General features: G+C 60.5%; 14 protein-coding genes, 1 tRNA gene and 1 pseudogene. 13 read left to right on the plus strand and 3 right to left on the minus strand.

Annotated elements, in window-relative coordinates; genetic code table 11:
* Positions 1-143 precede the first annotated feature (143 nt).
* From ACIPSK_RS31965 to ACIPSK_RS32005, 9 genes are all read left to right on the plus strand, one after another.
* Complete coding sequence (locus ACIPSK_RS31965) at positions 144-1,103, plus strand: helix-turn-helix domain-containing protein (RefSeq protein ID WP_162119421.1); 960 nt, start codon at positions 144-146, stop codon at positions 1,101-1,103.
* A 167-nt stretch (positions 1,104-1,270) separates the two neighbouring features.
* The gene (gene adh / locus ACIPSK_RS31970) at positions 1,271-2,779 is read left to right on the plus strand and encodes an aldehyde dehydrogenase (RefSeq protein ID WP_162119422.1); all 1,509 of its coding nucleotides are present in this window, start codon (positions 1,271-1,273) and stop codon (positions 2,777-2,779) included.
* A 61-nt stretch (positions 2,780-2,840) separates the two neighbouring features.
* Positions 2,841-3,233: a DUF779 domain-containing protein gene (locus tag ACIPSK_RS31975; RefSeq protein ID WP_162119423.1), complete on the plus strand. Its 393-nt coding sequence runs from the start codon at positions 2,841-2,843 to the stop codon at positions 3,231-3,233.
* A gap of 106 nt (positions 3,234-3,339) precedes the next feature.
* Positions 3,340-3,936 carry a DJ-1/PfpI family protein gene (locus tag ACIPSK_RS31980; protein WP_162119424.1) on the plus strand — a complete coding sequence of 199 codons (597 nt, stop codon included), beginning with the start codon at positions 3,340-3,342 and terminating at the stop codon, positions 3,934-3,936.
* Between the two features lie 25 nt (positions 3,937-3,961).
* Entirely contained in the window at positions 3,962-4,312 is a 351-nt protein-coding gene (locus ACIPSK_RS31985; RefSeq protein ID WP_018068176.1) for a ribbon-helix-helix domain-containing protein, read from the plus strand.
* Between the two features lie 163 nt (positions 4,313-4,475).
* Entirely contained in the window at positions 4,476-5,183 is a 708-nt protein-coding gene (locus ACIPSK_RS31990; protein WP_162119425.1) for an SDR family NAD(P)-dependent oxidoreductase, read from the plus strand.
* Between the two features lie 293 nt (positions 5,184-5,476).
* A complete protein-coding gene (locus ACIPSK_RS31995; protein ID WP_162119426.1) occupies positions 5,477-6,610 on the plus strand; it encodes a calcium:proton antiporter in 1,134 nt (377 codons plus the stop codon).
* Between the two features lie 373 nt (positions 6,611-6,983).
* Positions 6,984-8,183 (plus strand): efflux RND transporter periplasmic adaptor subunit, encoded by a 1,200-nt coding sequence (locus ACIPSK_RS32000; protein ID WP_162119427.1) that lies wholly within the window; start codon positions 6,984-6,986, stop codon positions 8,181-8,183.
* A gap of 143 nt (positions 8,184-8,326) precedes the next feature.
* Positions 8,327-11,497 (plus strand): efflux RND transporter permease subunit, encoded by a 3,171-nt coding sequence (locus ACIPSK_RS32005; protein ID WP_162119428.1) that lies wholly within the window; start codon positions 8,327-8,329, stop codon positions 11,495-11,497.
* Between the two features lie 94 nt (positions 11,498-11,591).
* Here the strand turns inward: ACIPSK_RS32005 and ACIPSK_RS32010 are convergent, their stop codons facing one another.
* Together ACIPSK_RS32010 and ACIPSK_RS32015 are read right to left on the minus strand one after the other, a co-directional pair.
* Positions 11,592-12,392, minus strand: coding sequence for a hypothetical protein (locus ACIPSK_RS32010; RefSeq protein ID WP_162119429.1), 801 nt, complete (start codon positions 12,390-12,392; stop codon positions 11,592-11,594).
* Positions 12,393-12,658: 266 nt separating this feature from the next.
* Complete coding sequence (locus ACIPSK_RS32015) at positions 12,659-15,190, minus strand: methyl-accepting chemotaxis protein (RefSeq protein WP_162119430.1); 2,532 nt, start codon at positions 15,188-15,190, stop codon at positions 12,659-12,661.
* 540 nt (positions 15,191-15,730) lie between these two features.
* Here ACIPSK_RS32015 and ACIPSK_RS32020 point away from each other — a divergent pair.
* From ACIPSK_RS32020 to ACIPSK_RS32035, 4 genes and pseudogenes are all read left to right on the plus strand, one after another.
* Positions 15,731-15,880, plus strand: coding sequence for a hypothetical protein (locus tag ACIPSK_RS32020; protein WP_157386383.1), 150 nt, complete (start codon positions 15,731-15,733; stop codon positions 15,878-15,880).
* Between the two features lie 156 nt (positions 15,881-16,036).
* On the plus strand, positions 16,037-16,939 hold the full coding sequence (locus ACIPSK_RS32025; protein WP_017968042.1) for a universal stress protein: 903 nt from the start codon (positions 16,037-16,039) through the stop codon (positions 16,937-16,939).
* An 89-nt stretch (positions 16,940-17,028) separates the two neighbouring features.
* Positions 17,029-17,382, plus strand: a pseudogene (locus ACIPSK_RS32030) (TSUP family transporter); the annotation flags it as partial.
* A 190-nt stretch (positions 17,383-17,572) separates the two neighbouring features.
* Positions 17,573-18,799 (plus strand): SLC13 family permease, encoded by a 1,227-nt coding sequence (locus tag ACIPSK_RS32035; protein WP_017968043.1) that lies wholly within the window; start codon positions 17,573-17,575, stop codon positions 18,797-18,799.
* Between the two features lie 264 nt (positions 18,800-19,063).
* Here ACIPSK_RS32035 and ACIPSK_RS32040 read toward each other — a convergent pair.
* Positions 19,064-19,140 (minus strand) — tRNA-Met (locus ACIPSK_RS32040).
* Positions 19,141-19,249 lie beyond the last annotated feature (109 nt).

Here is a 19,249-nt window from a genome sequence, read left to right on the forward strand (position 1 = left end):
TACGCCATGGCCTCCCAAACACCGAAATGTGATTTCCGCCACTTTCGTCAGGAAGAGCCGCATGCCGACGACCGCCAGTACCGGCCGATTGCAAACCAGCCGCTTTTCCATCAGAATGTGCTGAACTTCGGTGGGAGGAGCCGATGCACGAACACTCTGCGCACGCCGAGCACGTCTACACGTCTGCCCAGCGCGATTCTGCGGCGGCCAGTTCTCCCGTTGTCGCCTCATGGCGGCGGTGCATGACCATGCATCAGCTCGCTCCCGAGGACCAGCGGGCTCCACTGCGCCTCACCGACCAGGAATTCCGCCGTGCGCGCGAGCAGTCCGAACAGCTGATCGCCAGCGCGACGGAAGAGCTCGATCGTCTCTTTACCACCGTTGGCAGGGCGGGCTGCTGCCTGCTTCTGACCGACAAGAACGGCATCGCGCTGGAGCGCCGGGGCGCTGCCGGCGACGACAAGGAATTCCGCGAACTCGGCCTTTGGACCGGCTCGGTCTGGACCGAGGCCAGCATCGGCACCAACGGCATCGGCACCGCACTTGCCGACGAGCGTGCCGTCGCCATCTTCCGCGATCAGCATTTTTTCTGCTCGAATACCAGCCTCAGCTGCACGACGGCACCAATCCGCGATCATCGTGGCCGAGTGGCAGCAGCCCTCGACATCTCCACATGCCGCGACGACGTCAACGAGATGACGCTGGCAATCCTGACGCAGACCGTGCGCGATGCGGCGACGCGCATCGAGCTCAACCTTTTCCGCTCGGCCTTTGCCGGCGCACGTTTCCTGATGGTCCCGGCCGGCGCCAATTCCGCCGCGGCCCTGCTTGCCGTCGACAGGCATGATCTGGTGCTCGGCGCGACGCGCGCCGCCCGCATCGCGCTGCAGCTGGACGACAAGCGCATCGCCGCCGGCATTCCTGCCGCTGATGCCCTGCACGAGGCTGGAGTCTGCCAGCAGGACGAGATCGTCGAGGCGGAAAAGGCGGCACTGCTGCGGGCACTGTCGCGCGCCAGCGGCAATGTCTCGCAGGCGGCGATCGCGCTTGGCATCAGCCGCGCAACGCTGCACAGGAAGATGAAGAAGCTCGATCTCCACTGATCAGGGTAAAGGTTTCCGCTCCTGGGGCAATCGTGACGCGATGCTGTCGCAGCTCTGCGACACTGTGCGCTGCGGTATGAAAGACCCGCCCTATTCCCTCCGCCAAAATATGCACATTTTCCTCCCACTGGTTCGCTTGGGAACCTGGATCATCAAGGGAGGATGACATGCTTCATCAGAAAATCGTCGAGTCGCCGTTCAAGCTGAAATACGGCAACTATATCGGCAGCGAATGGCGCGAGCCGGTCGAGGGGAAATACTTCGAAAACCTCACGCCCGTCACCGGCGGCAAGCTCTGCGACATTCCCCGCTCCAATGAAAAGGACATCAATCTCGCGCTCGACGCCGCCCATGCAGCTAAGGAAAAATGGGGCCGCACCTCCGCTGCCGAGCGCTCCAATATCCTCATGAAGATCGCACAGCGCATGGAAGACAAGCTGGAATTGCTCGCCCAGGCCGAGACCTGGGACAACGGCAAGCCGATCCGCGAAACCATGGCGGCCGACATTCCGCTGGCGATCGACCACTTCCGCTACTTCGCCTCCTGTATTCGTGCCCAGGAAGGTTCGATCGGCGAGATCGACCACGATACCGTGGCCTATCACTTCCATGAGCCGCTCGGCGTCGTCGGCCAGATTATTCCGTGGAACTTCCCGATCCTGATGGCCACCTGGAAGCTGGCGCCTGCGCTTGCCGCCGGCAACTGCGTCGTGCTGAAGCCCGCCGAACAGACACCGGCCTCGATTCTGCTCTGGGCCGAACTCGTCGGCGATCTCCTGCCGCCCGGCGTGCTCAACATCGTTAACGGTTTCGGCCTCGAAGCCGGCAAGCCGCTGGCGACCAGCCAGCGCGTCGCCAAGATCGCCTTCACCGGCGAGACGACGACAGGCCGGTTGATCATGCAATATGCCAGCCAGAACCTCATTCCGGTGACGCTGGAACTCGGCGGCAAATCGCCGAACATCTTCTTCGCCGATGTGATGGCCGAAGACGACGACTTCCTCGATAAGGCGCTCGAAGGCTTTGCGATGTTTGCCCTCAACCAGGGCGAAGTCTGCACCTGCCCGAGCCGCGCCCTCGTCCAGGAATCCATCTACGACCGCTTCATGGAAAAGGCCGTCAAACGCGTCGAGGCGATCAAGCAGGGCAACCCGCTCGACACCGCGACGATGATCGGCGCCCAAGCCTCGACGGAGCAGCTGGAAAAGATCCTCGCCTATCTCGATATCGGCAAGCAGGAAGGCGCGGAAGTGCTGACCGGCGGCTCGCGCAACGATCTCGGCGGCGAGTTGGCGAATGGCTATTATGTCAAGCCGACGATCTTCAAGGGTCATAACAAGATGCGTGTGTTCCAGGAAGAAATCTTCGGACCGGTGGTTTCGGTCACGACCTTCAAGAACGAGAAGGAAGCGCTCGAAATCGCCAACGACACGCTCTACGGTCTCGGCGCCGGTGTCTGGAGCCGCGACGCCAATCGCTGCTACCGCTTCGGCCGCGAGATTCAGGCCGGCCGGGTCTGGACCAACTGCTATCACGCCTACCCGGCCCATGCCGCCTTCGGCGGCTACAAGCAGTCGGGCATCGGCCGTGAAACCCACAAGATGATGCTCGACCACTACCAGCAGACCAAGAACATGCTGGTGAGCTATAGCCCGAAGGCACTCGGCTTCTTCTGAGAAGCGCTCGCATGGTGGGAGGGAGTGTCAAACCCCTCCCCAAAACTTCGGAGAAAGAACCATGGAAACCACCGTTGACGGCAAACCGCGTGTTCTCGCAACCGACGCCGCTCTCGATTTGATCTTGGAAATCAAGCGGGATCATCCCGATATTCTCTTCCATCAGTCCGGCGGCTGCTGCGATGGCTCCTCGCCGATGTGTTATCCGGCTAACGAATTCATGGTCGGCGACAGCGATGTCAAGCTCGGCGAGATCGGCGGCGTGCCGGTCTATATCAGCGCTAGCCAGTTCGAGGCGTGGAAGCATACGCAGCTGATCATCGACGTCGTGCCCGGCCGCGGCGGCATGTTCTCGCTCGACAATGGCCGCGAGAAGCGCTTCCTGACCCGCTCCCGCCTCTTCGGTGGCGGCGAGGCTTGCGCAGTGCCTGATGTGAAGGTCAGGACGATCTAATGCTGTCGCCTTATCGGGTGCGAATTTCGCCTGTAGTATTCCCATAGTACCTGCTCGCAGCAGCTCTTTGCTAATCTCCGCCAGTTGGTTTCAATGGGAGGAAACGATGCCAGCCTCAAAGATCCTGATGATCACCGGTGATTTCACTGAAGATTACGAAACGATGGTGCCGTTCCAGACGCTGCTCGCCTGCGGCTACACGGTCGATGCCGTCTGCCCCGGCAAGAAGGCCGGCGACACCGTCGCCACCGCCATCCATGATTTCGAAGGCGACCAGACTTATTCCGAAAAACGCGGCCATAATTTCGCGCTGAATGCCACCTTCGACAGCCTGCGCGCCGAAGATTACGATGCCCTCGTCATTCCCGGCGGCCGTGCACCCGAATATCTGCGCCTCAACGCCGACGTCATCAAATCCGTCCGGCACTTCTTCGACGCCGGAAAACCGGTTGCCGCCATCTGCCACGGCGCGCAGCTGCTTGCCGCTGCCGGGGTTTTGAAGGGCCGCACCTGTTCGGCCTATCCCGCCTGCCGGCCGGAAGTCGAACTTGCCGGCGGCATTTATGCCGATATCGCCATCAGCGATGCAGTCTCGGACGGCAATCTGGTCACAGCGCCCGCCTGGCCGGCGCATCCGTCCTGGCTGCGCCAGTTCATGGCCGTGCTCGATGCCGCAGCACTGCTCGAAACCAACGCCGCCTGAGAAGGGCGGCACCGGAGAGGACGATATGTGTGAACTCTTCATCAAGGCGGATGCGCGGCTCTGGGAAAGCGCCACCCGGTCGCTGCGCATCGACGGCATGGTCACCAGCGTCAGGCTGGAGAACTTCTTCTGGGCGAAGCTGGAGGAAATCGCGCGGCGCGACGGCATGAATGTCGTCCAGCTGATCACCCGGCTGCATCATGAATCGATCGATGCCGGCCACGATCTCGGCAACTTCACGTCCTTCCTGCGGGTCTGCTGCGCTCGCTATCTCGACCTGCAGCTCACCGGCGACATCCCGGCCGATGTCACCCGTCCGATCGCCGGCCTCGACGCACCTGTCATCCTCGGCCGCGAACGGGCGAAATATCACTGATCTCAGATCCCACACACGATCAGAGACGAACGGCCCGCGGATAGCTCCGCGGGCCGTTCCGCAAACATCTGACCTTGTCTTGGGCGGGCTTGCGCTGGCGCGCAGCCTGGATCAACAATGCGCGGCAGCGTCCAGCGCGGGCACCGTGAGGAGATCGATTGCCATGAACGAACAGAAAGCCGTGATCGTGACGGGCGCCGGCGGCAACCTCGGCAGCGCCGTTGTCCGCGAGCTTGCCAGCGCCGGCGCAAAACTCGTCTGCATGAACCGTTCGGGCCATGAGCTGGAAGCCTTGGCCGGCGATCTTCCAGCTTCCACCGAATTTCTGACGATCGCGGGAACGGATCTCACCGATTATGCCTCCTGCGCCGCCGCTGTCGCCCGGGCCGTCAAGCGCTTCGGCGGCGTTAGCGCGCTGGTCAACACCGTCGGCGGTTTCCAGATGGGACCAGTCGGACCGGAGGCCCCCGCGCAGTGGGAGACGATGATGACCGCAAACGCCCGCACTGCCCTGACGATCAGCGCCGCGGTTCTCCCCACCATGAAGGCCGCGGGCTACGGCCGCATCGTTCATATCGCCGCCGCACCCGGCCTGAAGGCCGGCGCCAAGCAGGCCGCTTACGCCGCTTCGAAAGCCGCCGTCATCCGGCTGACCGAGGCGATCGCTGCCGAATGCCGCGACGACCGCATCACCGCCAACTGCATCCTGCCCGGGACGATCGACACGCCTGAGAATCGCGCGGCCATGCCCGATGCGAAGACGGACGGCTGGGTATCGCCGCAATCGATCGCCCGCCTCATCGCCTTCCTGATTTCGCCGGCCGCAGCTGTCGTGACCGGCGCGGCAATCCCGGCGACCGGTCGCGAATAATGGAAGACGCGGCGCGAGCAGCAGCCGCAACGCACTACAACCGCCCGCGCCGCGCGTTGGCCGGGCGCCTCGGCTTGCCCTCTGTTTCGGCAGTCCCTTTGTCGGGAGCAATGGATGATGAGATACAGAACCTGCAAGTTTTAGTCAGTGACACACGATCTGGCTTGAGCTTCGGTTCACCTTGAGGCAGCCTCGTCTGCGCCTGCTCATGGGGCGGGCACAAGACAGTGGGCGGACACAATGGTTTTGATGATCGCATTGCGGCGGCATTTGCCAGAAGGCGGGTGGTTTCGATGACCGACGGTCCGGCATTGCGCGCTGTCGGCGCAAGCAGCCTGATACGCGAGGAATGGTTCCTGGGCGTCAGCGTCGCGACGAGCTTGGCGTTTCTTGTTTTCCAGGAGCAGTTCTTCGGGCAGCTTTCCGATCCGCTTTGGTTCACTGTCGTTTTCGCGTGGCTGTTCGCTGCCGTCCTCGGCTCCGCTCTGTCGGTTGTCCGGCACGCGGATCATTTGGCAGAGCGGTTGAAGGAGCCCTACGGCACGCTTATTCTGACGCTTGCCATCACCTCAATCGAGGTGATGGCAATATCAGCCGTCATGCTTCACGGCGAGAACAATCCCACACTTGCGCGCGACACCCTTTTCGCAGTCGTCATGATCATCCTGAACGGCATGGTTGGCCTGTCCTTGCTGCTGGGCGCATGGCGGCGACCGGAACAGCAGCATAACCTGCAGGGCGCCAACGCCTATCTCGGGGTCATCGTACCGCTGGCGACCCTGAGCCTGGTGATGCCGACATTTCTTGCGGGGCCGGAGGGTCAGCATCCATCTGCACCGAGACAACTGATACTGGGTATAATATCGGTCGGCCTTTACGCCACGTTTCTGTTTCTTCAGGCCGGCCGCCATCGGGACTATTTCACCGACGACAGCAACCGTCACGAGCGCATCAGCGAACGTGTCCCTCGTCATGGACCGGTCTGGCTTCATGCCATTCTGCTTTTCGCCCATATGGCTCCTGTCGTCTTTCTCGTCGAACAGCTTGCCCGGCCGATCGATTACATTATCGAAACCCTGCATGCTCCAACCGCATTTGGCGGTGTTGTCATGGCCATCCTCGTCGCGACGCCTGAAGCAGTCAGCGCCGTGCGTGCATCCATCGCCAATAATCTCCAGCGCTCCGTCAACATCTTCCTTGGTTCGGTGCTGTCGACGATCGGGCTGACGGTGCCGGCGATGCTCGTTGTCAGTCAGCTCTACGGACACCCCGTGACGCTCGGCCTGGAGCATGGGGATCTAGTGATGCTCCTGCTTACTCTTGCCGTCAGCATCATCACCTTTGCCAGCGGCCGCACACATCTCATGCAAGGCGCTGTCCATCTGGTGCTTTTCCTGGCTTACGTGCTGCTGATTTTCCAGCAATGAAACCTGCCCGATTGCCGCCGTACAAGATCCGGAAAGTTAAGAGTTCCGCGCTTGGTCTGTCTTCCGCTATGATGACGGGTGCTATTGCACAGCTTGCAAGCAATCGCGGTGGCTGCGGGACCTACGTGGCCCTCGGGAAATCGTAGCCGCGTCACGACGTCCGTCGAGGACGAGCTCACAGTTTAATTGCGCACCAGCAGCTATTGCAATTTTTAGCAATGCCGCGACATAATATCGCATGCCCGGAACTTTTCGGAGAAGGGTCGTCTCCGCCGAGGCACGCATGGAGATTACAGCGTCGCGCGTCTTTTTCACACGCGCAAAAGGATGCTGTAGATCTTTGAAATTGCTCGTAAACATCGGGGCGGCGGCAATGCGTGTGAGATTGTATCAGGGTCTGCACCTGTCCGTGGTGCTCGCCGGCATAGCAATTCTCGCTGGCTGTGAGGAAAGCGGCAACACTTACGTTGCCCCTCCTCCACCTTCGGTTCGCGTCGCCCTGCCGGTCCAGCAACCGGTAACGCTCTATTTCGAACTCACCGGCAATACGGCGCCGCTCAATTCCGTCGATATCGAGGCGCGTGTCCAAGGCTATGTCCAATCGATCGACTACCAGGACGGTATGAAGGTGACGAAGGGCACCAAGCTCTTCGGAATCGAGCGTAACACCTACCAGGCGCAACTGGATCAGGCCAAGGCATCGCTCGCCTCGCAACAGGCATCTCAGGTTGGCGCGCAGCAGGAATACAACCGGCAGCTCAATCTATCGAAGCAACAGGTCACCACGCAGACCGCCGTCGACAGCGCCAAGGCGACGCTCGACGAGGCGAATGCGTCCATCCTCAACGCTCAGGCCAATCTCGATCTCGCAACGATCAGCCTCGGATATACCGAAGTGCTTGCACCGTTCGACGGCACCGTCACCGATCACCTCGTCGATATCGGCGCGCTTGTCGGCGTATCCGGTCCCACCAAACTCGCCAGCATCGTTCAGACGGATCCGCTTTATGCCTATTTCAACGTCAGCGAAACCCAGGTGCTGATGATCAAGGAAACGCTGGCAAGGCAGGGGCACACCTTTAAGCAGACGGACCTTCCAAGCATTCCGGCGGAACTCGGCCTGCAGACCGAGGAAGGCTACCCCCACAAGGGACATCTCGATTACGTATCGCCGCAGCTCGATGCCTCCACGGGCACGCTTCAGGTACGCGCCCTGTTCGACAACAAGGACCGCGCCATGCTGCCCGGTCTCTTCGTGCGCGTCCGCGTGCCGGTCGGCCACAACGACAAGGCTCTGCTGGTGCGCGACGATGCCATCGGAACGAACCAACTGGGCAGCTACCTGCTCGTTCTCGGCAAGGACGACGTCGTCGAGCAGAAGCAGGTCAAGACCGGCCGGCGCGAAGGTGCACTCCGTGTCATCGACTCCGGCCTCGATCCGGAAGACTGGGTCGTAACCCAGGGTATCCAGCAGGCCATCCCCGGCAGCAAGGTCACGCCCGAGAAGATCGAAATGAACCCGCCGGCAGCTGCCGCTGGCGATACCAAGGCAAAGACCACCACCACGCAATGAATTCGCCACCATGCTTCACCTGACCGTCTAGAGCGGTTCAGCTTTTCATGGAAGCGCAGAACCGCTCTAACCTTTTGTTTTGTCACAATTCCGGACGGAAAACCGCTTCGCACTTTTCCTGGAATTGCTCTAAGGACAACAGCATGATCTCGCGCTTCTTCATCGAGCGACCGGTACTCGCCAACGTTCTGGCGTTGGTCCTCGTGCTCATCGGCGCGGTGGCTCTGTTCCAACTGCCCGTGGCGCAATATCCGAATGTCGTCCCGCCGACGGTGCAGGTGACGACGCGCTTCCCAGGCGCCAGCGCCCAGACCCTTATCGACACCGTCGCTCTGCCGATCGAGCAGCAGGTCAACGGCGTGCAGGACATGCTCTACATGCAGTCGACGAGCGCCAGCGACGGCACCTATTCGCTGACGGTGACCTTCGCCATCGGAACGGATCCGGACCAGGCGCAGGTTCTGGTGCAAAACCGCGTCGCCATAGCGATGTCATCGCTTCCCGAAGCGGTGCAGGTTCAAGGCGTCACGACACAGAAAAAATCGACGGCGATCCTCGGCTTCGTCAGCCTGACCTCGCCGGACAGCCGCTATGACAGTCTGTTCCTGTCGAACTATGCCGTCATCAACCTGCAGAATGAACTCGCCCGCCTGCCGGGCGTCGGCAACGTCACCGTGTTCGGCGCCGGCCAGTATGCCATGCGTATCTGGATGGACCCGAACCTGCTGCAGGCACGCGGTCTGACGCCGCAGGATATCGTCAACGTGGTGCAGCAGCAGAGCCAGGAGGTCGCCGCCGGCCAGATCGGCATTCCGCCGGTCCCGAACGGGCAGGTCTTTCAATACACGCTGAATGTCAACGGCCGGCTGAACGAGGCTGCCGATTACGAGAATATTGTCGTCAAGGTCGAAAGCGGCGAAGGCGGCCGCGTCACGCGCATCCGCGATATCGGTCGCGTCGAACTCGGCGCCCAGACTTACAGCCAGTCCTTCATGCAGAACGGCCGACCGGCGGCCGGCATCGGCATTTTTCAGCTGCCGGAGGCCAACGCCATTGCGGTGGCGCAGGAGGTGAGCGCAAAAATGCAGGAGCTCTCGAAGAGCTTCCCGCAGGGCCTTGAATATCAAGTGCCGTTCGACACGACGAAATTCATCAAGGCGTCCATCGACGAGGTTTACGTCACTTTGATCGAGGCGGGCGTTCTCGTTCTCATCGTCATTCTCGTTTTCCTGCAGGATTGGCGGGCAATGCTCGTTCCGGCGACGACCGTTCCGGTCACCATTATCGGCGCCTTCGCGGCCATGGCGGCATTGGGCTTCACCGTCAACCTGTCGACGCTGTTTGCCATCGTTCTCGCCATCGGCATCGTCGTCGATGATGCCATCGTCATCGTCGAGGGTGTCGCCCGCCACATCGAGGCGGGCATGTCCGGCCGACAGGCGGCCGAGAAGGCCATGGAGGAACTCCTCGGTCCGGTCATCGGCATTACGCTGGTGCTGATGGCCGTTTTCATTCCGGCCGCCTTCCTGCCCGGCCTGACCGGACAGCTTTATCGGCAATTCGCCCTCGTCATCGCCGCCACGGCGCTGATCAGTGCCATCAATGCCGTCACGCTGAAACCGACGCAATGCGCCCTTTGGCTGCGGCCACCGGTCCCGCCCGAGAAACGCAACGCCCTCTATCGCGGCTTCAACAGGGTCTACGACAAAGGCGAACGCGGCTATGCCGGGCTGATCGGATCGATGACCCGCCACGCCGGTGTCATGGCCATAGCGGCAATTGTGCTGATCGGGGTCGCCGTCTGGGGTCTCACCCGCCTGCCGACCGCGTTCCTGCCGATCGAGGATCAAGGTTACGTGCTGATCAGTGCACAACTGCCTGACGGTGCCTCGAAGGAGCGCACCGATGCCGTAATGAACGAGGTCGGCAAGATCGCCGAAGCCACACTTGGCGTCGATCAGGTGCTGACGATCAGCGGCATTTCCGTTCTCGACAACAATGCCAGCCTGCAGAATGCCGGCGTCGCCTATGTCGTGCTGAAGGATTGGGACGAGCGCGGCAAGCAGAAGGGGCAGGATCTGCTGTCGATCTACCAGCATCTGAACGGCGCGCTGCAAAGCGTGCTCGCCGCCAAGACGCTGGTGGTCGTGCCGCCTCCGATCCAGGGCGTCGGCAATGCCAGCGGCTTCACGATGCAGGTCGAGATCAAGAACGGCATTTCCGACTACCCGCTGCTGCAATCGCTTGCCGATACGATCGTCAAGAACGGCAGTGCCCAATCGTCGCTGCAAAGGCTGAGCACGCCCTTCCGCTCGAACGTGCCGCAACTCGCAGTCGCCGTCGACCGCATCAAGGCGGAGACATTGGGGGTTACCGTCGGTCAGGTTTTCTCGGCGCTCTCCGGCTACGTCGGCTCGAGCTATGTGACCCAGTTCAACAAATTCGGCCGCACCTTCCAGGTCTATGCGCAGGCCGCTTCCGATTTCCGAGTCAGCGCGGATGATATCCGCAAGCTGAGGGTCAAGGCGGGTGACGGGACAATGGTGCCGCTCGGCACGGTCGTCGATGTCACGACGACTCAAGGCCCCTCCCTGATCAGCCTCTACAATCTCTACCCCTCAGCAACGATCGTTGGCGGGCCGGCCGCAGGCTTCAACTCCGGCCAGTCGCTCGACGTCATGGAGCAGATTGCCGATCGAACGCTGCCGCCGGGCGCCGGTTTCGAATGGACGGCGCTATCCTACCAGGAGAAGGCCGTGGGCGGGCAGATCTATTTCGTCTTCGCGCTCGCCATCTTCCTCGTCTATTTCGTGCTCGCCGGCCAATATGAAAGCTGGATCTTGCCGCTGGCGGTCATTCTGGCCGTGCCGCTCGCCCTCCTCGGCACGGTGGCGGCCCTGACGGCAGCGGGCGTTGCCAACAATCTCTATACGCAGATCGGGCTCATCCTGCTGATTGCGCTGGCATCGAAGAATGCCATTCTCATCGTCGAATATGCGCGGGAAAAGCGGGCGGAAGGCATGGAAATTCTGGATGCCGCAGTCGAGGCCGCCCGCCTGCGTTTCAGGCCGATTCTGATGACGTCCTTCGCCTTCATTCTCGGTGTCCTGCCGCTGGTGCTGGCGACGGGCGCCGGCGCATCCGCCCGCAAGTCGATCGGCATATCGGTCTTCAGCGGGATGATCGCCTCGACCTGCCTTGCCGTGCTCTTCGTACCGTCCTTCTACGTCCTGCTGCAGCGCCTCGAGGAATATTGGAAAGGGCGCATAAAGACAGCAGCCGTCGCGGAGGCGGAGATGCCGAAGGTTCAGTAAGGCTGTTGCAACAGCCTGTCGCGCAATCACCAGCGGTTTCACGCGGAGGCAGGTTGCTGTTGAGTCTCTTCACTGCGCAAGTTTCGAACAGACACTATAATCCCGAGGTCAGGACCCGGTGGCATGCAGGCGACACGCGTTGCAAATTGTCCCGCAGACAAGCGATAGCCCGTCCTCCGCCCAAAGGCACCGTGCGGCACAGAGCCTGAAAATCCGATCCGCAGGTTTCGCGCAGGATCATCAGTTCCTCGCGCGGCGAGAAGGCCGGCATCATGGTCCGAGGAACAGGCGTGGTCGCAACCGTCGCGGCAGCACCGCCGCTGGCTGGGGTTGATCCGGCTGATCCTCCCCCGGCTGATCCTCCCAAGGCCGCAACGGCCTGCTGACACGGCGCCGATAGAGCGGCACTGTGCTGTTGCAAGCAGCTGAGCGCCTCGGTACCGCCCGGTTTGACACCAGAGCATTGCGCCATAAAATCGCGTTGGCAAGCCGATTTGACGGCATTGCGCTGCGCCTGCGTCGGTGCGGCCGTCGCCGGCGCCGGTGTGGTCGCCCCGGTGGTTGCGGGCGCAGCCGGGGCCGGCTCCGCGGATGTCGACTTGGGTTTGCTCACCGCCGACACCGCCTTCCGGCAGCCCGCCGACAGTGTGTCATTATGCTGTTGCAGACAAGTGAGCGCCTCGATGCCGCCCGGCGTCACCCCTGAGCATTGCGCGATGAAATCGGAGCGACATTCCGCCTTGATCGCATTGCGCTGCTCTTCGGTCGGCGCCTGCGCGGACGCGGCGCCAGCTAAGAGCACCACTGCGCAGAACGTTGGCAATCCCGAGATAGCAAAGAGAAGAAGACGCCTTCCATGCGGGGCCGTCAGTAGAGAAGATGCCCATTTTCGCATTATTCCTCCCCCCATAAATCTCTAATCTACTTCATGAAATCGAACGTCCTGCTGAATAGGATAATAAACGCCCGTCAGTTGGAGGGACGTTGCTTGCCGCTGCGGAAATATTAAAACGGCGGCTCCACGTATATTAGAAGATTGCTATTTTAGCAACTATCGTGCGCCTGAAAACTGATCAAGGGAAACGTATCACTCATCAGCCTGATGATCGGAAATCATCCATCTCAAAGCAAGTTAACAGGTACTGCGAATACATGCTGCCGTCATGCCGCCGCAGTCTGGTACCCTCTTGAAGCCGCGCTCTCGTGGCCTTCAAGCCGAAAGCGCGCAATCATGTCGGTAAGTGCAAGCGCCTCGGACGATAGCTGTCTGGTGGCAGCATTCGTCTCTTCCACCATCGCCGCATTTTGCTGCGTCATACGATCAATATCGTTCACCGATGCGTTGATGGAATGGAGTGTCGTCGCCTGGTCGCGGCTTGACGAGGCAATGAGCTCGATATGACCGACAATATGGACGATCTCGCTGGAAATCTCCATCAGCGCATCGCCGGTGCGACCGACGAATTCGGAGCCGGATGCAACCTCTCGGACGGAATTGTTGATGAGCTCACCGATTTCCTTGGCTGCGCGAGCCGATCGCTGCGCCAGCTCTCGCACTTCCTGCGCCACGACTGCAAAGCCCTTGCCGGCCTCACCCGCTCTTGCCGCTTCGACACCCGCATTTAGGGCCAAGAGATTGGTCTGGAAAGCGATGGAGTCGATGGCGCTGACAATCTGAACGATCTTGCCCGACGCGTCCTCAATTCGTCCCATGGCCGAAACCGCGTTTTGGACCACTGAAGCCGAGGCGTCGGCGCCCTGTTTGGCGCGTTGGACAAGCGCAAGCGCTGCTGCTGCCCGTCCTGAAGAGGTGTTGACGGCGGAAGAAATCTCCTCCACTGCCGCTGCGGTTTCCTCAAGTGCGGCGGCCTGCTTTTCCGTTCGGCTGGCCAGGTCATCAACGGCTTCCGCCATCTGTCGGCCATTGTCGCTGATGAGGGAAGACGTCTCGCGGATATCGCAAAGCGTCTCCCTGAGACCCGCGACGGACATGTTGAAATCGGTACGGATCCGGTCGAGGTCGGCGGCAAACGGCGTATCGATCGAAAAATTCAACTCTCCGCGCGACAGCCGCGTGAGCCCTTCTGCAAGCGCCTCGATTGCGGCGTCAACCTGGACCTTGGCGCTACGTCGCTCGAGTTCGTTACGGGCGCGCTCGGATTCCGCATCGCTCCGCGCGATCTCGGCCTGATGTTCCATGTCGACATTCGACAGCGCATTTTGTTTGAAGACGGAAAGCGCCCGGGCCATTTCCCCGATTTCGTCGCCCCGTGCCTCGCCGGTGATTGCGGTATCGAGCCTTCCCTCTGCGATCTTGCGCATCGCTGCGGTAATCTGGGTGATCGGTCCCTTCAGGGTGACGACCAGCGCGGCACCCGCGGTCATAGCGATCAGGATGCCGAACACAATGGCGCCACCGGATATCCTATTGGCCTGTTGACGATCCTGCCCAGCATTTTGCCTTTGCGTCTCGGCGAATTGAGCAAGCAGGTTCCAGGTGTTGTCGATCTGCGCAGCAGCGCTGTCGAATTCCGCCAGCTTGCGCGCCGCACCTTCGGAGAGCGCCGCAGCGTTTGCTGCAAGCAGATCGAGGACGGGTTGAGCCTTCTTCGGAATTTCGGCAAAGACCGGATCGTCGTTCACCACGCCGGCAAGACGGCCGAGCTCTGTCTGATACATGTAGATCGACTGCTGGACTTTCTTCACTCGTGCATCGTCTGGATTGCCGGCGAGTTCGGCGAAGCCGACGCGGATCTCGTTATTGCTGTTAACGATGGCGCGCAGTTCGTTGCCGACATTCGTCGCCTGCGAAATATCCTTGTCCGACGCGGCAAGCGCGAGCACGGAGGTCCGCATCAGATCGTCGCCAATCGCCTTGAGACTGTCGCCAGTTGCAGCAAGATTGGTAACGGTGGCATCCGTTGCTGGGACATCCAAAGTGTCAGGCGACACCTTCGAAGCGTTGGCAATGACGTCCACAGCAGCGGCATACTGCGCGGCGAACGCTTGTTTGTCGGTCGCGACCGCAGGCGAAAGCTGCTCCTTTGCCTTTTGCAAATCGGGCGCGTATTTGGCTAACAGGCTAACTTTGTCAGCCGGCGTCATCGCATTCGTATAGTCATTGCGAAGTTTTGTCGCGACACTGGCGGCGGCGCTGACGGAGACGGAATTGTTCAGTCCGCCCTTGTTGGCATTTTCCGTCTTCTTCGCGCTAGCCATCAGCATGAACGAGCGCTTGCCAACCTGCCCTTGCAGATCAAGAAGTGCCGCGGAAGCAGCGTCAACATCACTGAGAATTTTCTGCTGCCCCGTTTCGATTTGCCAGATCGCTTCGATCTTTTGCGGGATGATTTGCGATTGATCGAGTGCCCGGTCAAGAAGCCCCACATCGGTCGTCGGCCTTAGGCTCTCGATCGTCTGCTTCAGGTTGCCCAGTTGCTCTCGGGCATCCGCAAGCGCGGTATCACGGGCTTCCTGCGACGGCTTCATCAGAAAGCCGGTCATGCTGGAAGAAACATGTTTGAACCCGTTCAGGGACTGCAAAACATGGTTGGAGATCTCCATCCGACCTTCGAGAAGGCTGGCCGCGTAATAGCCCGTCAGCCCCACTGCGCATAGGCTAATGACGAATGGCGCCAAAAGTACCAGCACCTTCGTCTGAATGCGAACCTGCGACATCAAACCATTTACCACGAATGCACCCCCACCACCGATCGGAGCCAAACTGTCATTCTTTGCTTAAGAACCGATAAATGGGTTGATCCGAGGATTATGCACGCCTCATCTGTCGAGGCATGAGGCATCAGAAATGCGGCGATATCTGTGATGACATCCATCAATTCACCCGGATTATGGGCAACGTCTTCAACAAACGCTCTCCATTGCCGTTGCTTTTGCTGATCCTCGGCAAATGCTCCGCTAATCCTCAAGTCAATTGGCGACGATCTGGCGGCGCTAAGATTTGTCGACAGGCTCGCTGTTTGGGTTGGGCACGGGCGCCTCCCTCGTATCTCGGGGCGGATCTTTGCGATCGTCAGGGTCCGGTGGCGCTTCCTTGTGGTCGGGGCGATTGACGCGCTGGTCTTTAGGAATGCCCTTCTCGGATGGGGCAGCGTTTTTTGCGGGCATGATCAGTTCCTCCACTTTACGCGTACGAACCGATCGAAGACATTGAAGGTTCCGACGTCGTCGCAGAAGATATCGACGTATTGGCAGCCGCGGGCAGCGGCCCACATGTTCGAGTTCGCCAGCGGCTTCGCGGAGGAAGGCAGGTCCGACGTGGCGTTCCTGCGCGCCGAACGCCGGGACGACGGAACCCGCAGTTTCAAGCTTACCGAGGCGGCGCCTTTGCGCACGAGTTTTGGCGAGGGATTTCTATATTAGGACATTTTCGCAGCGTCGGCCGGAGGCGCCCGTCAATCGAACGGGTGACCTTGAACAATCCTGCACCGCCGGCGGCGTTGCGAGCCATGCGACGCGGACGTAGAATGAAGTTCTGTAGACTAGGAGCGATGCAAGCATCGTGGAAGGAGGTCCGACATGAACTATGTGCTCTCAAGTGGCGGCCCGTCGAGACCGCCGTCACAACCGTCTGGTGTCATCTTCGCCGACCATGTCCATGAGATCACCGTCCATGCCGATGTTCTCGCATTGCTAACCGATCCGGCAACAGCGCGCTCTTGCCTTGATATCGCCGAGGATGCCGCAGGTGCCATCAATGGCACCATGGCCGCCGCCCATGTCGGTGCGGATCCGGAAAGGATGATCGCTGCGGCCGAGGAGATCGACCTGCAGCTACTGAGAGAGCACGATGAAGGTTCGCCGTCCCAGCGGTTCGAGCGTGTCGCACGCGCTTTCGAGGATTGGAAGCAAGATAAGCCTGGTCGAGACCGGCTCCTTCTCGACGACTGCCGCGGCGATCTCGATCGTTGCGTGACGACCGAATGCCATGAGACGGCGCTCGTCGTTGCCCCGTGCCATGGCAACATGGATGCCCGTGACACGTTCCACGACATCCTGTTCAACGAACACAAGTTGGTGCTAGTGCCGCCACCCGGCCAATATGCCGGCAACCTCGTGGGCCATGTCGTGATTGGCTGGAAGCCGCAGGATCATGCGCAGCGCGCCGTCGTCGCGGCGAGACATTGGTTGACCGCGGCCGATCGCATTACCGCTCTCTGCGTCAACGACAGACCCGACGGAAGTAATCAGTTCACGGCGCGGGAACTGCTGACCCAGCTCGGACTCGACGGTGACGTTATCGCGATCAACTCAGGCAGCCGCTCTGTCGGCGAAACGATCCTCGATTTCGCGAAAACCGAGAGGGCCACCTGCCTGCTGATCGGCGCCTACAAGCACGGATATTTCTTGGAGTTGCTGCTCGGCCGCGTCACTCGCTATCTGTTGTCACATAGAACGCTTCCGATGATGATGAAGCATTAGCTACACTTGGCGGGTATGTGACTGGCATGGGCCAACGAAAGCCGCTACAGAGTCGATATTTCCATCAGGCGCTATCGACCGCAATACCGATGAACGCAACGACAGCACCTCAGTCTCGAAGCTTACCCATTGCATTCGGCGGAGGCGCAATTATCGGCACGCTCGGCAGGCTGGTTGGCCTTGGCGGCGCGGAGTTCCGCTTGCCTCTTCTGATCGGCCTTTTCAGTTTCGCGGCCCTGGAAGTGGCCATCCTTAACAAGGCCATGAGCCTCGTTGTGGTCGCAACCGCCCTGCCGTTCCGCGCCGGAACAGTGCCTTTCGCCGCTCTCGCTGAGAACTGGCTTATCGTTTCCAACCTGCTCGGTGGAAGCCTGTTCGGTGCATGGTTTGGGGCGGGATGGGCAACGCGCCTGAAATCGGCGGCGCTCTACAAGATCATAAGCGGAGATCTTCACCACAATCAGATGACAGGCGACGATGCGAGGCCGGAGAAACTGCAGTGGAGAGCGTCTCCACCCGCGTTGGAAATTAGCGAAACAAGACGTGGGCAGGTCAGGAGCCGCTTGACCCGCTGCCGGCCTTTGTCGACACAATGGTGCGATCGAAAACGGATGCGATGGACGGCCTCACACAATGACAAATCTCGTCGCTATTCTCTTCGGGCTCACCTATCTCGGGATGGCATTGGGACGCGTCCCAGGACTTAGGATCGACCGCGCCGGCATCGCAATGATCGTCGCAGTCGCGCTAGTCGCTCTCGCGGCAGTTCCCGTCGACGGGATGAGCGAAGCGATCCATTTTCCGACCTTGCTTTTGCTCGGCGGCTTGATGATCCTTTCCGCGCGTGTTGGTGCAAGCGGCTTCTACGACGCGGCGTCGGTTTGGATAGCGGGCCAGGCAGGCAGGCCGCTGCGCCTGCTCGCCTTGACGATCACGGTCGGCGGCATCCTCTCCGCTTTCCTTGTCAACGATATCGTTGTTTTCGCCATGACGCCGCTGCTGTGCACCGGCCTCAAAGTGCGGAAACTCGACCCACGGCCATTCCTGCTTGGTCTCGCCGCGGCCAGCAATGCGGGTTCGGCCGCCACCTTGATCGGCAATCCACAAAATATCCTTATCGGTCAGGCCGGCGCGCTGGGGTTCTGGCCCTATTTCACGCAGGCCGTCGTCCCGGCGATCGCAGGTCTTGTTCTCAGTTTCGGATGCATCGCGTTCATCTGGCGATCAAGTCTCAGAGCGGCAGACGACGGCGCACCCCTCGAGCCTGTAGCCTTCGACCGCGTTCAGGTCGGAATCTGTACCGTCGCCCTTCTTGCGCTGCTTGCCTTGTTTGCCACGCCGCTGCCACGCGAGATCTCGGCTCTTTTGGTCGCCGCCTGCCTGATCGTAAGCCGCACCCTTCCGACCCGGCAACTCTTCGGCGAAATCGATCTGCCATTGCTGATCCTGTTTGCGGCCTTGTTCGTCGTCAACGACGCCTTCGCGCGGACGGGAATTCCGGAGGAGGCCGTGCGGATGCTTGCCGCCCATGGCCTCCTTCCCGATCGAGTTTCGTTCCTTGTGCCGATCTCGCTCTTTCTGAGCAACACGATCGGCAATGTTCCCGCCGTGGTGATGATCCTGAAGGTCTGGCAAGATATCCCGGAGGGGGTCCTGATCGGCCTCGCCATTCTTTCGACGCTGGCCGGAAACCTGTTTCTGGTCGGAAGCCTTGCAAATCTGATCGTGGCCGAGCGTGCCTCAGCCCAAGGGGTACGGCTGACTTTTCGGGATCACGCGAAAGCTGGCGTACCGATCACACTCCTATCCATGGTCTTCGCTGGCCTCTGGTTGTGGCTCGGTGGTTTCATGCCTCTTTAGGCATGCCTGGCAACTCAGGCTCGAACTGAGATAACCTTCAGCATCATTGTCCATGTGATCAGACCGACACCAATCCAGATCGCGATGATGGCGACCATGGCTCCGCACCGCAACCCGCCGCTACCGAACCAACAACAGCAACCAAAAACCGCTGGAGCGAACTCAAAACTGGATAAAACTTGGGGGCAAGGTCTCGACCCACTGGTGGTCAGAAACGCAAAAGGCCCGCACGAGGCGGGCTTTTGAGTATGTGTATATGGGATTTGGTTGCGGGGGCAGGATTTGAACCTGCGGCCTTCAGGTTATGAGCCTGACGAGCTACCGGGCTGCTCCACCCCGCGTTATTATATTACAGCAGAAAGGGCCGCTTGGGCGACCCTTTTTGTTCGGCATGGGCCGTTTGTTTTGTTTAGAGAAGATTGTTTTATCAAAGTTGCGTTTTGCAGACCT

The organism is Rhizobium sp. LARHSG275 (assembly GCF_052871115.1).